At 59.7% G+C, this 13314-nt stretch carries 14 protein-coding genes; 8 read left to right on the forward strand and 6 right to left on the reverse strand.

The genetic code is table 11. The annotated features are described in order from the left end of the window. Nucleotides 1-60 precede the first annotated feature (60 nt). Entirely contained in the window at nucleotides 61-1098 is a 1038-nt protein-coding gene (locus JJQ51_RS19470; RefSeq protein ID WP_113330185.1) for an LLM class flavin-dependent oxidoreductase, read from the reverse strand. A 214-nt stretch (nucleotides 1099-1312) separates the two neighbouring features. On the opposite strand from JJQ51_RS19470, the gene JJQ51_RS19475 reads away from it, so the two are divergent. Beyond that, nucleotides 1313-1690, forward strand: coding sequence for a cupin domain-containing protein (locus JJQ51_RS19475; protein ID WP_113330184.1), 378 nt, complete (start codon nucleotides 1313-1315; stop codon nucleotides 1688-1690). A gap of 57 nt (nucleotides 1691-1747) precedes the next feature. Here JJQ51_RS19475 and JJQ51_RS19480 read toward each other — a convergent pair whose 3' ends face one another. Further along, a complete protein-coding gene (locus tag JJQ51_RS19480; protein WP_113389017.1) occupies nucleotides 1748-3409 on the reverse strand; it encodes a phosphoethanolamine transferase in 1662 nt (553 codons plus the stop codon). A gap of 249 nt (nucleotides 3410-3658) precedes the next feature. Here JJQ51_RS19480 and JJQ51_RS19485 point away from each other — a divergent pair, with 249 nt between their 5' ends. Then, nucleotides 3659-4045, forward strand: a complete 387-nt coding sequence (locus JJQ51_RS19485) for a response regulator (RefSeq protein ID WP_113330421.1) — start codon at nucleotides 3659-3661, stop codon at nucleotides 4043-4045. Between the two features lie 11 nt (nucleotides 4046-4056). On the opposite strand, the gene JJQ51_RS19490 is transcribed toward JJQ51_RS19485, so the two are convergent. Together JJQ51_RS19490 and JJQ51_RS19495 are read right to left on the reverse strand one after the other, a co-directional pair. Continuing rightward, nucleotides 4057-4764 (reverse strand): phosphatase PAP2 family protein, encoded by a 708-nt coding sequence (locus JJQ51_RS19490; RefSeq protein ID WP_269245126.1) that lies wholly within the window; start codon nucleotides 4762-4764, stop codon nucleotides 4057-4059. Nucleotides 4765-5033: 269 nt separating this feature from the next. Next, nucleotides 5034-5411 (reverse strand): VOC family protein, encoded by a 378-nt coding sequence (locus tag JJQ51_RS19495; RefSeq protein ID WP_113330181.1) that lies wholly within the window; start codon nucleotides 5409-5411, stop codon nucleotides 5034-5036. Between the two features lie 359 nt (nucleotides 5412-5770). On the opposite strand from JJQ51_RS19495, the gene JJQ51_RS19500 reads away from it, so the two are divergent. Further along, a complete protein-coding gene (locus tag JJQ51_RS19500; protein WP_113330420.1) occupies nucleotides 5771-6163 on the forward strand; it encodes a YciI family protein in 393 nt (130 codons plus the stop codon). A 31-nt stretch (nucleotides 6164-6194) separates the two neighbouring features. After that, complete coding sequence (locus tag JJQ51_RS19505) at nucleotides 6195-7475, forward strand: RNA polymerase sigma factor (RefSeq protein ID WP_269245127.1); 1281 nt, start codon at nucleotides 6195-6197, stop codon at nucleotides 7473-7475. A 32-nt stretch (nucleotides 7476-7507) separates the two neighbouring features. Here JJQ51_RS19505 and JJQ51_RS19510 read toward each other — a convergent pair whose 3' ends face one another. Then, entirely contained in the window at nucleotides 7508-8908 is a 1401-nt protein-coding gene (locus JJQ51_RS19510) for an MFS transporter (protein ID WP_269245128.1), read from the reverse strand. Between the two features lie 121 nt (nucleotides 8909-9029). Here JJQ51_RS19510 and JJQ51_RS19515 point away from each other — a divergent pair, with 121 nt between their 5' ends. Further along, entirely contained in the window at nucleotides 9030-10025 is a 996-nt protein-coding gene (locus JJQ51_RS19515) for a LysR family transcriptional regulator (protein WP_113395420.1), read from the forward strand. 19 nt (nucleotides 10026-10044) lie between these two features. Further along, entirely contained in the window at nucleotides 10045-10563 is a 519-nt protein-coding gene (locus tag JJQ51_RS19520) for a GNAT family N-acetyltransferase (RefSeq protein ID WP_269245129.1), read from the forward strand. Here JJQ51_RS19520 and JJQ51_RS19525 read toward each other — a convergent pair. Then, entirely contained in the window at nucleotides 10560-11021 is a 462-nt protein-coding gene (locus JJQ51_RS19525) for a cupin domain-containing protein (RefSeq protein WP_112720832.1), read from the reverse strand. The two genes, JJQ51_RS19520 and JJQ51_RS19525, sit on opposite strands and share 4 nt — an antisense overlap. A gap of 375 nt (nucleotides 11022-11396) precedes the next feature. Between JJQ51_RS19525 and JJQ51_RS19530 the strand changes: the two genes are divergently transcribed. Then, nucleotides 11397-12497 carry a porin gene (locus JJQ51_RS19530; protein WP_075851272.1) on the forward strand — a complete coding sequence of 367 codons (1101 nt, stop codon included), beginning with the start codon at nucleotides 11397-11399 and terminating at the stop codon, nucleotides 12495-12497. A gap of 300 nt (nucleotides 12498-12797) precedes the next feature. Further along, a complete protein-coding gene (locus JJQ51_RS19535) occupies nucleotides 12798-13109 on the forward strand; it encodes a hypothetical protein (protein ID WP_269245130.1) in 312 nt (103 codons plus the stop codon). Nucleotides 13110-13314 lie beyond the last annotated feature (205 nt).

Consider the following 13314-nt stretch of genomic DNA (forward strand, 5'->3'; position numbering starts at 1 on the left):
ACCGTTGCAAAGCGCCCTTTTTGATCGCGTTGAAAGGCAAGCGCGGAGAGCAGGCTGCGACTATTCCGCCAAAGCGGCGCGCACCGCCGGGATCACCTTCTGGCCGTAGAGTTCGATACAACGTAACATCTTGTCATGGCCGAGTGCACCGGCGCTGTATTTCAGCTGGAAGCGGCTGATGCCGAGCGTCTTGACGACAGGGGCGAGCTTGGCGGCGACCGTTTCCGGCGAACCGACATAGAGCGAGCCCTTTTCGATCTCATTGTCGAATTCCGCGCGCGTCATGGGCGGCCAGCCGCGCTCGCGGCCGATGCGGTCGCGCATCGCCTTGAAGCAGGGCCACAGCTCCTCGCGCGCCTGCTCGTCCGTCTCGGCGACATAGCCGGGTGAATGGATGCCGATCGGCTTGACGGGTTTGCCGAGCTGCTCGTAGGCGCGGTGATAGAGGTCGACATAGGGCTGGAAGCGATAGGGGCTGCCGCCAATGATCGCCAGCATCAGCGGCAGATCATAGTGAGCCGCACGCACCACCGATTCCGGGCTGCCGCCGACGCCGATCCAGGTCTTCAGCTGGCCGCTCTCGATGGTCGGGAAGACCTTCTGGTTGCGCAACGGCGGGCGGATGCTGCCCTGCCAGTTCACCGGCTCATTTTTAAGAAGAGCCGCGAACAGATCGAGCTTTTCCTCGAAGAGCTGCTCGTATTGCGACAGCTCGAAACCGAACAGCGGGAAGGACTCCGTAAACGAGCCACGGCCTAGGATGACCTCGGCACGGCCGTCCGAAACCGCGTTCAGGCTGGAGAAGCGCTGGAACACGCGGATCGGATCGTCCGAGCTTAGCACCGTCACGGCGGAACCCAGATGGATTTTCGATGTACGGCTGGCGATGGCGGCCAGGATCGTTTCGGGCGAGGAGACCGCAAAATCCTCGCGGTGATGCTCGCCGATGCCGAAGAAGTCGATGCCGAGCTGATCGGCAAGGACGCCTTCCTCGACGACATTGCGCAGCACCTGCGCATGCGGCAGCGGTGCGCCCTTATCGTCGAAGGTCACATCGCCGAAAGTGTCCAGGCCGAATTCGACATTGTTTGTCGTCATGATTTTTCCTGTCATCTATCGAAATGATAATGTTGAGACAGCATGTAGTGCCGCTCCCGACCATCCACTACCCGGAAAGTTTCGGCTGAAATCTTCGAAGAATTCGATATGCCGATGGTAACCGGCGGTATTCGGTAATACCGGCGTTGCGATCGGTGGCGGTCACGCCAATATTAGCTTCGACCTGAGCGCAGTTGGATCAAGGAGGAAACATATGGTCGCGCTGAAAAAGGTGAACCTTACCAAAGCCTTTGCAGCCTTCGATGAGACTTGGAGTCCGCGCATCGGCGGCGATATCAACGATTTCCAAGTCAAGCTCACCAAGCTGGAAGGTGCATTCCATTGGCACCATCATGAGGAAGAGGACGAGCTCTTTCTGGTCGTCAAAGGCACGCTGCGCATGAAGCTGCGCGAGGAAAATGGCGGCGATATCGTCCTTGGCCCTGGCGAATACATCATCGTTCCGCATGGGGTGGAGCATTGTCCGGTCGCCGAGCCGACCTGCGAAGTCGTGCTGTTCGAGCGCAATACGACGCTCAATACCGGCAATGTCGAAAACGAGCGGACGATCCGCGCGCCCAAGCATCTTTAAACGATCCCGATGGTCCGGCCGCCCGTCAAAAAGGGCTGCCGGACATTGCCCAGTCCATCAGTTCAGCGCCAGCTTGTTCGACGGCGTGCGACAGGCCGCGAAAACATCCAGCTTCGGATCATAGACCTTCGTCGAGACGTCCGTCATGCCGAGAACGCTGTGGAAGATGTTGTCGTGAGAGTAGGTGCCCTCGGCGGCCTGCTTGGCTAGGCAGGCCATGTCGAAACCGGCGGTCTTGGCGAGATCGTCGGCCATCCATACCAGCATCGGCACATGCGTCTGCTGTGAAGGAGCGATGAAATAGGGCGTGCCGTGCAGATAGATGCCATTTTCACCGAGCGACTCGCCGTGATCGGAGAAATAGAGCACGGAGCCGGATATCGAGTCGGAGCGCTGCTTCAGCTTGTCGATCACCATGGCGACGATGTGATCCGTATAGAGGATCGTATTGTCATAGGCGTTGGTGATTTCCTCCTGTGAGCAGGAGCTGAAGTCGTTGGAGCGGCAATCCGGCCGGAACCGGCGGAATTCTTCCGTGTAGCGCTGATAGTAGGCGGGGCCGTGACTGCCGAGCTGGTGCAGCACCAGTACGCTGTCGCCCTTCACCTTGTCCAGCCAGCCGTCGACCTTGTCGACGAGGATCTCGTCCTTGCACTCGCCGTCCTGGCAGAAGCGCGGATCGGCAGAGTGCGGCAGAAAGGTGTAGGAAACGCGATCGGTGACGTTGTAGCTGCCCGTGTCATTGTCGAGCCAGGTTACGTCGACCTTGGCATGGGTCAGGACATCGAGCAGGTTTTCCGTCTCTAGCCCCTTGCGATGGCTGTATTGTTGGCGCGTGTAGACCGAGAAGAGGCAGGGTATGGAGGTTGCTGTCGCCGTACCGCAGCTGGTGGTATTGGGGAAGTAGACGACATTGCGCTTTGCCAGTTCCGGATTGGTCATCTTGGCATAGCCGCCGAGCGAGAAGTTCTGTGCGCGGGCCGTCTCTCCGGCGACTATGATCGTGACGCGCGGCTTGCCCTTGTCGACGACGCCGACCCTATGGGCGTCCGTGCCCAATGGCTGTGCGACGACGTTTGCGTTTCTTTGCGTATCTATGACGTAACGCACCGCACTTGTGATCGGCATCACCGGATTGAGGGTATCCATCAGGTCGCGATGAGCGCGGCCGACGCCAGCATAAGTCTTATAGAAGGTCGTCCCGGCGATGACGAAGATCGCCGAGCAGGCGAGGATGACGGCGGTATTGTAGGCGAGTTTCTTGAAGATCGGGCGATGGACGATCCGGACCCATGCGACGACAAGCGACGGCAAGATGCCTGTCAGCAAAACATAGGTGATGAAGCGCGTCGTAATCAGATGGCCGCTTTCCGCGCCTGTCGAAACAGCCGCATTGCGGATCATCTCCTTGTCGATGATGACGCCGAACTGGTCGTTGAACCAGGACGATACCGATGCCACCAGAATGAAGAAGATCAGGACCGGCTTCGTGACGTATTTGGCGGAGAAGAGCGTGAAGAGCGCCATGATGGCTGCGGAAATACCGATGACGAAGGCGGCAAAAGCGGCCGGGTCAGCGATAAAATAGCCATAGGACTTCGTCCAGAACATCTTGTTTGTCACAAGAAGTACATAAAGCGTGGCTATAAGGCACAGTGTGACACTGCCGATTGCTGGCCGGAATATCTGTCGGCCAGATGATGCGTTTTCGCTGGTCAATGGTTGTCTCCGAGGCGTGGGCTATCGGCGGGGTGCCTGTAAACCCATCACTGCAGGATGGCGCTTTGGCTGTTGAAGCCGGCCACCATGGTTACCAATCCTGACATTTACCTGAATGACAAGCTTTTGTGCAGGGCTATTTCGGACCTGATTCCGATTGTCGTCTTTTTTGCCGGCTTCATATCCGGAGTTCAGGTCGCCGTCAGAAATAGGCATCATAGCTGCTTGATTGCAACTGGGGATGCAATCGTGCGGCTTCTATTGGTCGAAGACAATATACTCATAGGCAATGCCGTACAGGATCATCTGCGTGCGGAGGGGTGGTCGGTCGACTGGTCCATGGATTTGGAATCCGCCAGGGGGGCCGTCGCGGCCGAAGCCCACGACGTGATGCTACTTGATCTTCGCTTGCCCGATGGCAGCGGCCTCGATCTGCTCAAGCTCATGGAAGCGCGCGGGGAAACGACCCCAGTCATTGTCATGTCGGCCTATGATCAGCTGTCGGACCAGATGACGGCCATGAATATCGGTGCCGTCGACTATCTCGTGAAGCCTTTTGCGCTAAGCGAGATGGCGGTTCGCGTACGCAAGGCGGCAAGACGCCGCCGCTTGATCCGCATGCGCAACGCTGGCTGAGCCGACGGCTTTCAGGGCCGGGCTGTCGTTCCCGACCGCAGGAGATCGAGCACAGCGATGGTTGCGGCAAAGACCACCAACGACAAGAGCCAGCCCAGGACCGCGTCGGACAGATAGTGGGCTCCGGTCATCACGCGCATGATCGGCATCATGATCGAGACGGCAGCCAGGGGAATGCCGAGCGGAAAACGCAGGCGCGGCGGCAGCAGCAAGACGAGGCAAAGCAGCCAGCCGGCAGACGACGCCTCGCCGGAGACGAAAGAGCAATTTCCAAGACACCGGCCGGCAAACGAGCCTGCCTGGACAAAATCCAGCGAGCCGCCGAAAAGATCCGTGCTGCGCGGTCTCGGCCTGCCGCTGTAGCTCTTAAGCAGCGTGTTGACGATGAGGCCGCAGCCGATGACAAGCGATATCAGTGCAGCGATGTACCGATCCGTTTTCAGCGTCCGCCAGCCTGCACCGAATTTGCGCCAGGACGAGATTAGGTTGGCAATCAGGACGACGACGGCGATATAGGGCAGGGCGAGCGTCACATCTCGCACGATCTCGAAGATACGGTTCTTGGCCAACGCAAAGGCGCCGCAGACTTCACCCGGAATGACGGCGGATGCGCAGGGCGTAGCAGTGAAGACACTCTTCGCGACGACGAGATCGATATTGGGAAATCGATAGAAGACGAACAGCAGCACCCACCAGAGCGCGAAGAGCGCGAGAAACACAAAAAAGGATCTGCTGACAGGAGCGGTCCGTTTTGTGTAAGCAATGGAGTTGTCGTACATCGTAGACGCTGGCCACTGTCTGAACAGGTTCAAAACAAGTGCCCGTTCGCGTTGTGCAAACGCCCAAAGGCCACTATCGGGCGTCTTTTATGACAGAAGCCTGACAGTAACCTGAAAGATCAAACGGTTAAGAAAGTCTCTTGAGGCTCGGTAGCCCGCTAAAGCGACTGCAGCGGTTGACGGTGCCTTTCTCTATTGTGTGCGGTGAGTTATTCGCCGGTCTTGAAATAGGCTTCCAGCCGGTAACCATCGGGATCGATAACGAAGGCGGCATAGTAGAACTGGCTGTAGTCGGGCCGGATGCCCGGCTTGCCATTGTCTTCGCCGCCATTGGCGATGCCGGCGGCATGAAAGGCGTCGACGGCTGCCTGGCTTGGCGCCACGAAACAGAAATGCAGGCCGGAACCGCGATCGGCGGGAACGGGACGTTCCACCTCACTGACCCAGAACTGGGCACGCTCCGCCCCATATCCAACCGTGCCATCGAAGTTGGTGACGCGCTCGTAGCCAAGCGGAGAAAGGGCTGCGTCATAAAATTTCTGCGCCCGCGTCAGGTCTTTGACGCCGATCGAAATATGGTCGAACATGAAAACGAGCTCCTGCCGTGTTGTCTGCAGAGCTTTGCGGAAGGTACGCCCTGGAGAAGCGCCGGCTTTCGAAAGTCCGCAGGTCGAATTCGTCTCACCATCTTGCAACGGTCATGGGAAGTCAACAAAACGAAGCGATGGGCCGTCCAGTCGCTTGCCCCGGGTGTTTCGTCTATAAATGGTCGAAGGATGCCGCTCCCGGTGAGATCAGCGGATTGGGAGGGGGATTTTTCGATGCTCGGCCGCGATACGAATTTTTCAAAACGACTGTCGATTTCCGGAGAGCAGCTTCGTCGTCAATATGAGCGAGTTTATTGAGCGGCAATGGTGCCGGCGCCTCGCTTCCGGAGGACATTTCCATGCGTTTCATGTCTATCGTCACATCCACCGATTTCATGCATCCGACGCCGGAGCTTGCCGAGGCCATGCACAAGCTCGCCGATCGGGAAATCAAGGCCGGCCGCATGATCGATACGGCGGGACTGATGCCTCTTGCGACGGGCGCCCGCGTCACGATCAAGGATTGCAAGCTGAGTGTCGTCGACGGTCCCTTCGTGGAGGCCAAGGAGGTCGTCGGCGGTTATGCCATCTTCGAACTGCAGAGCAAGGAGGAGGCCGTGGCACTGGCAGTCGAGTTCATGCAATTGCACAAGGATTTTATGCCCGGTTGGGAAGGCACATGTGAGGTGCGCGCCTACTTCGAGCCAAATGCCGAAGGTGTATGTGACCCGCTCGCCGAAGCAAGGGCATGATGCTTTCGGTTCGTGACCGGGGCGGGCGGCCTTGACAGCCGCCGGCACCCACCGAGCGATCCTTGCCGTCTGGCGGATCGAACAACCGCGGCTCATCACCAGCTTGGCGCGATTGTTGCGCGACGTGCCGCTGGCTGAGGATCTGACACAGGAAGCGCTTGTTGTCGCCTTGGAGCGATGGCCGGAAACGGGCATCCCCGAGCGCCCCGGCGCTTGGCTTATGACCACTGCCAGGCGTCGGGCGCTGGACCATTTGCGTCGCCGGCGAATGCTCGACCAGAAGCACGAGATGATCGTTCGAGAGATGGAGGAGGAAGAGCAGATCATGCCCGACCTAGACACCCCTCTCGATGACGACATCGGCGATGAAATGCTGCGCTTGATCTTCACGGCATGCCATCCGCTGATCTCGCGCGAGGCGCGGGTGGCGCTTGCCTTGCGGATGATCTGCGGTCTGACGACCGAGGAAATCGCCAGGGCGTTTCTCGCGTCGGAGGCAACGATCGCGCAGCGCATCGTCCGCGCCAAGAAGACATTGTCGGAATCGGGACTTTCCTATGAAACGCCACACGGCGAGGAGCTGTCGCAGCGTCTCGCCTCGGTGCTGGAGGTGGTTTATCTGATCTTCAACGAGGGATATACGGCCGCGCGCGGCGAGAATTGGATGCGGCTGCAATTGTGCAGCGAAGCGCTGCGGCTCGGGCGAATATTGACGTCCGTCGCGCCGCAGGAACCGGAGGCACATGCATTGTTGGCCCTGATGGAGCTGAACGCATCCCGCGCGTCGGCCAGGACGGATGCCGACGGCAATCCGATTTTGCTGCTCGATCAAAATCGCGGCCGCTGGGATCGACTGCAGATCCAGCGAGGTCTGCAGGCCTTGCGACGGGTACAGGAACTTGGCGGCGCCGGGGGAGTTTATGCCTTGCAAGCCGCGATCGTCGCCTGTCACGCGAGAGCGAGGACAGCTGATGAAACCGACTGGAGGCGGATTGCCGATCTCTATGCGGAACTTGCCGAGCTTGTTCCTTCCCCGATCGTCGAACTCAATCGCGCTGTCGCCGTGGGCATGGCCGAGGGTCCCGAGGTGGCGTTAGACATCATCGACGGTCTCCGCGATGAACCTGCGCTGAAGGACTATCATCTTCTGCCGAGCGTTCGCGGTGATCTTCTCCGCAAGCTTGGCCGATGCGATGAAGCGCGGCAAGCCTTTGAGGCGGCGGCCGCACTTGCTGAAAATCGGAGAGAGCGTGATTTTCTGATGCGCCGTGCTGCCGAAGCCGCCGACGCCGCCGACACAGGGAAGGATTGACCCGCCGGAGAGGCGGGTCATCTTGCTTTGAACTATTCTGCAGCCTGATAGTTCGTGGCCCTTGCCGCGGATGAGCGCGGGCCGACGGCGGCGAGCAACGTGATGGCTGCAGCGAGGATCGTCACGAAACCGATGCCGGCAATATAGGGGTTCCAGCCGAAGCTCGGAGCCGCACTGAAGACGGCCGATGCCGCCGCCAGGATGATGCCGCCGCCAATCTGGAAGGAGGCAAACAGCATGCCCGAAGCCAGGCCGGATTCATCGTCGCCGACGTCTGAGAGGGCTGCAACCTGGATCGACGGATAGGTCATGGCGTAGCCGACGCCGAGCAGGAGCTGCGAAATGGCGACGAGTACCATCGTATCGATATGCCCGGCCGACAGCACCCAGAAGAGATAGCTGATGGCCTGCAATCCCACGCCGAAGGTCATCAGCAGGGTCGTACCGCGGTTCTGGCCTATCGTCGCAAAGCGCGGTGCCAGGAACATCACGCAAGTGCCGCCGATGGCGAAGGCGAAGCCCGTGGCGAAGGCCGACCAGCCGACAACGGTCTGGTAATAGAGCGTCGCAATGAACTGGAAGCCGACATAGGCTCCCTGGTACAGCGCGGCGACGGCATTGGCATGGCTGAGCTTGGTGCGGCGGAACATGGCAAGCGGCACCATCGGATCATGATGGCGCGACTCTACGACCAGGAACAGCAGGATCAGGATCAATGCGGCAAGGAGCGAGCCCCAGGTCGCGAAGGCCTGCCAGCCATCGGCGGCGGCATTGGTGACGCCGAAGACGAAGAGCAGTAGGCCGGGGGTGATCGTCAGGGCGCCAGCCCAGTCGAAGCGGGCCTGCGGGCCGCCGCGTTTGTGATCGGCTGGCAGGACGAGCGGAGCAACGATCAGCGCCAGGATGGCGATGGGAGCACCCATGACGAGGGTCGCGCGCCAGCTGATGAGGGTTGCCGCTCCACCCAGCACCATGCCGAGCACGAAGCCGGCAGCACCGGTGGAGGAGAAGACGCCGAGCGCCTTGGCACGGGCATTGCCGTCTCCGAAGACGGAGAGAAGAAGGGCCAGTGCCGCCGGCGCTGTGAAGGCGGCCGCGATGCCCTTGATCAGACGGGCGGCGATCAGGGTCGGCGCGCTGTCGACGAAGCCGCCGGCAATGCTGGCGGCGGCGAAGATGCCGAGCGACCACAGGAAGACGCGGCGGTGGCCGAAAAGGTCGGCTACGCGGCCGCCGAGCAGCAGAAAGCCGCCATAGCCGAGCACATAGGCACTAACGGCCCATTGCAGCGAGGTCGCCTGCATGCCGAGCTCTTTCTGGATTGCGGGCAGGGCCACCCCAATGGTGGAGACGTCCATGGCGTCGAGGAAATTGGCGGCGCATAGCAGCAGCAACGCCAATCCCGCCCCGCTTCGGATTTGGGAAGAAGTCATCGGGATCGTTCCTTTCTGTGCTGCCGCCTTTTTGGGAGGTTGAAAACGGCAGGGAACGAGAAAATGTACATCTTCAAACCCTATTGCAAATTGATAGTAACCATGTCAGGTATTACTGACGATGATGAATGATGCGACGCTTCGAAAGATCGATCTCAATCTGCTGCTCGCCTTCTCCGTGCTGATGCAGGAGCGGAACGTGAGCCGCGCGGCCGAGCGGCTGCTGCTCGGCCAGCCTGGTCTTTCCGCAGCCCTTCGCCGGCTGCGCGAGACGCTGGACGATGAATTGTTCGTGCGCGTCGGGCGCGGTTTGCAGCCGACGCCGCGGGCGCTGTCCATCGCGCCGGCAATCGAAGATGCGCTTTCCGGCATCGAGCGTGCCATTCGTCCACCGGCAGCCTTCGATCCGGGAAGCTGGCAGGGGGAATTCCGCGTCGGACTCTGCGACAATCTCGAATCATCCTTCTTCGGGCCGCTGGCGGCGCGGCTGCGCCGGCTCGCGCCGAATGCCCGGCTGACCAGCGTTGCCTTCGACCGGCGTGATGCCGTGCGGCTGCTGGACGAAGGCGCCTTCGAATTCAGCATCTCCGTGCATGATGAGCCGGCCTCCTGGCATGTTCGCGCGCCGCTGTTCGAACAGGCTTCGCTTTGCATCTATGATGGCCGGCATCTCAAATGCGCGACGCCGCTGAGCCTGAAGCATTTCGCCAGCGCGCCGCACGTGACCGTTTCGCTTGAAGGCTCCATATCCACTAGTGTCGATGTCGCGCTCGCTCGTCTCGGTCATCGCCGGCAGGTGGTGGCGACTGTTCCCCGCTTTTCTGCCCTTCCGTCGACGCTGCAAGCCATTCCCGCCATTGCTACGGTTCCAGAAGCCATTGCCCGCTGCATGGCACAATTGCACGACCTGACGATTTCAGAGCCGCCGTTCGAGCTGCCGGCCGATCCGGTGACGATGCTCTATCGCCGCGTCGATCAGGCTGACAGCCGTTCGGTATGGTTCCGCCGCCTTTTTGTCGAGGTCGTCAAGGAAGCGCTCGAGGCCAGCGGGTGCCGCATGGGCGTCTCCACGGATGCCTGCTGCTACGATCCGCCTGAACTTGCCGAGGCGGTATGATGCTTCGAGGAGAGGGACGATGATCCGGCATACGCCGCGCCTGTCCCTGCGCGTACCGGAGGAGCGGGATCTCGACTTCGTCACGGCTTTGTTTGCGCGGCCGGAGCTGGTCGCCCATCGGCCCGATCCAACGCCGGATTCGCCTGCGGAAAGTGCCCGGCGGCTCGCTCGGGATCAGGCGCACTGGCGCGTAAACGGCTTCGGGCGCTGGGCGATCGAAACGGAAGGGCGGCTGATCGGCTTTGGCGGCGTTACCGTCTCTACGGAATTCGAGGGGCTAAATCTCTCCTATCACCTGCACCCCGATTATTGGGGAAGCGGCTACGCAACGGAACTGGTGACGGAGGCATTGGCCTTCGCCCGGCATGATCTGCGGGCGAAACGCGTTATAGGGCTGGTGCGGCCCGTCAATGTTGCCTCTCGGCGCGTTCTGGAAAAATGCGGTTTCGGCTTCGAGCGGGAGGTCATGCTGCATGGAGCGCCGACTCATCTCCTGTCCTTCAAGCTGCCGGTGGCGAGCGCCGGCGAACAGGACTAGCCGTCCGGATAGGGCATGCCATCCTTATGCACGAAACGACCGTCCGTGCTGGAGCTCATCATGTCGACGTCCGAGCAGGTGATGAGATCGGTCGGTGAGCGCGTACCGGCCTCGAGATAGATGGCCGTGCTATTCGATTTGTTGATCATATGATGGCCGTTGCCGGAGCCCTTCGGGAAGGCCGCGCAATCGCCGGCGCGCAGCACCGTCTCGCCATCATCCTCGATCAGCGTCAGCTCGCCTTCCAGCACATAGACGAATTCATCCTCCTCCGAATGCCAATGCCGCTGGCTCGACCAGTTGCCTGGCGGCAGCCGCATCAGGTTGACGCCGAAATCCCTGAGGCCGCCGGCATCGCCCAGTCGCTGCCTGACGCGCTCGGTGGAGTGATCATTGAAAGGGGCGGGATAGCGCGTGCCCTTGATTTCCGGCACGGCTGCAACATCGATCTTCGGCATGATGATCCTGCCTGCGATTTGCCAAGGGTGGATATGCTGTTTGTGCGGTTTCAAGTCTAACAAGACTCATCGCTGCCAGTCCAGCAATGCATCTCGGTAGAGCATGGCAAATCAGGCTTGGCTGCCTGTATTTGTCATCTGGTTGTTACCTGGTTGTCATCGTTCATACACATGTGCGTCGTTTGAGCAACACGCCGTATGTAGGTGCTGTCACATATGTGGGGAGCCTTCTTAAATCCTTGTAAAAGCAAAATAGTAAATGCAGCTTACTATGTGGAAGCGAGGCCTTGTGCTTCGAGTTAGGCACTGAAACTTGATGTCGGACGGCCCCCAGGTTCGTATCTCGCGCAAGTTCATTTGAAGAATGGAGTTACAATGAACATCAAGAGCTTGCTTATCGGCTCGGCTGCGGCCCTCTGCGTCGTATCTGGCGCTCATGCGGCTGACGCTATCGTCGCCGCCGAACCGGAGCCGCTGGAATATGTGCGCATCTGTGACGCGTTCGGCGCCGGCTATTTCTTCATACCCGGCACGGAAACCTGCTTGCGCGTTGGCGGCAAGGTCCGCACCGAAGGCCAGTGGAAAGATCCTTACAATCGCGACAGCAACTTCGGCACCAAGTGGCATACCCGCGCCGAACTCAACCTCAATACCGCGACGGACACCGAATATGGTCCGCTGAAGACCGAAACCATCGTTCGCTGGGACTGGAACGACGGCGGCTCGACCTCTACGAACCTGCTGTGGGCCTACATCACTCTCGGCGGCTTCACCGTCGGTAAGACTGACTCGCAGTACAACCAGTTCGTCGGCTATGCCGGCGACGTGATCCAGGACGACGTCATCTATGACGGTCCGTATGAATTGAACCAGCTGACCTATAATTACGACAGCGGCACGGGCTTCACGGGCGTCATCTCGCTCGAAGACAGCAATTCCGGCACGACCACAAGCGCCTATGGCGGCAGCTGGCAGCTCTCGAAGGCTGATCACTACGCTCCGAACGTTGTCGCCGGTCTCGGCTACAAGGCCGGCATGTTCGGCTTCAAGGTCGTCGGCGGCTACGACTCGATCGTCGAAGAAGGCGCCATCAAGGCTCGTGTCGACGCCGACTTCGGTTTCCTCACGGCCTTCCTGATGGGCGGCTGGAACACCGATGGCGACAAGCTCAACCAGTATGCCGGCTCGAACCAGAACGTCTCGGCCTGCACGACCTCCGACGGCGTCGTTCACGGTGCAAAGTGCGGCTGGGGTGACTGGGCAGTCTGGGGCGGTGTCGGCGTTCCGATCAATGACAAGCTGAAGTGGAACGTTCAGCTCGCCTATACCGACTCCAAGATTTTCGAGGCAACGACCAACGTCAAGTTCAACCCGGTCAAGAACCTGCTGGTCGAGCCGGAGTTCACCTACGTTCACTATGATCTGCCGAGCGATGATACCTTCTCGGGTATCCTGCGCTTCGAGCGGACCTTCTGAGGTCGGTCGACTTGGCTTGACCTTCTCCGAAATGGGGCCTGGTATTCGCATCAGGCCCTGCTTGCCTCACTCCGAGGTGATTGGAAAACCTAGTTCGCCAGCATGTTGCCAATCGGCATGATGCAAGGCGAGACGGCTTTCGGCTCGAGAGTATCCGAACCACGAGCTTGCCGAGCGATCGCTCACGATCGCGACCCATACAGCTGACAAAGGGAAGTCGGCTCACTGTCATAAATGTAAAGCTAATGAAGGGATATCTCATCCTTTCTAGCGCTATTTGGTGCCACCAAAGGAAGCCCCATGAAGACGATTATCATACTTGCGGCAATCGGACTAATGTCCACCAACGCAATGGCCATGTCGGCCTATAATTCCAAATCGATGACCTGTGCAGCCGTGCATGAGAAGATGGCACAGGAAGGCTCGATCGTGTTGAGGTACCCGTCTCATCATCCGGGCCTGATGATGTACAGCCGCACCGTCTCGAACTCGATGGCATGCCTCGGCCAGGGCGCGATGAGCAGCGCCAGCGTTCCGACGAGCGACGATCCCAGCTGCAAGATCAAGACCTGCAGCTTCACCACCGGCAAGGGGCCGAATAAGAATCATTGAGGTGGTGGGCTGATTGCCATTGCAAGATCGGCTGTCATGCCCTCCCATAGTAATACCGATACGGCAGGAAAGCTGCCGTCTCACACTTTTATGGGGCCACACCTGTCAATAGGGTACGACGCACAATCCGGTACATCCCAGCTTAGGATGTGCCGCGCAATATATAAGCCCGGCTTTGCGCCGTCAGGATACTCGTGGCAAGGGC

This window comes from Rhizobium sp. AG207R (genome assembly GCF_027109195.1).
GTDB lineage: Bacteria > Pseudomonadota > Alphaproteobacteria > Rhizobiales > Rhizobiaceae > Rhizobium > Rhizobium dioscoreae.

Bases quoted from the DNA above. Each gene is read 5' to 3' on its own strand.
- JJQ51_RS19515 (WP_113395420.1), top strand. From the start codon at position 9,030: ATGATGAATGATGCGACGCTTCGAAAGATCGATCTCAATCTGCTGCTC.
- JJQ51_RS19470 (WP_113330185.1), bottom strand. From the start codon at position 1,098: ATGACGACAAACAATGTCGAATTCGGCCTGGACACTTTCGGCGATGTG.
- JJQ51_RS19525 (WP_112720832.1), bottom strand. From the start codon at position 11,021: ATGCCGAAGATCGATGTTGCAGCCGTGCCGGAAATCAAGGGCACGCGC.
- JJQ51_RS19495 (WP_113330181.1), bottom strand. From the start codon at position 5,411: ATGTTCGACCATATTTCGATCGGCGTCAAAGACCTGACGCGGGCGCAG.
- JJQ51_RS19520 (WP_269245129.1), top strand. From the start codon at position 10,045: ATGATCCGGCATACGCCGCGCCTGTCCCTGCGCGTACCGGAGGAGCGG.
- JJQ51_RS19510 (WP_269245128.1), bottom strand. From the start codon at position 8,908: ATGACTTCTTCCCAAATCCGAAGCGGGGCGGGATTGGCGTTGCTGCTG.
- JJQ51_RS19475 (WP_113330184.1), top strand. From the start codon at position 1,313: ATGGTCGCGCTGAAAAAGGTGAACCTTACCAAAGCCTTTGCAGCCTTC.
- JJQ51_RS19535 (WP_269245130.1), top strand. From the start codon at position 12,798: ATGAAGACGATTATCATACTTGCGGCAATCGGACTAATGTCCACCAAC.
- JJQ51_RS19500 (WP_113330420.1), top strand. From the start codon at position 5,771: ATGCGTTTCATGTCTATCGTCACATCCACCGATTTCATGCATCCGACG.
- JJQ51_RS19530 (WP_075851272.1), top strand. From the start codon at position 11,397: ATGAACATCAAGAGCTTGCTTATCGGCTCGGCTGCGGCCCTCTGCGTC.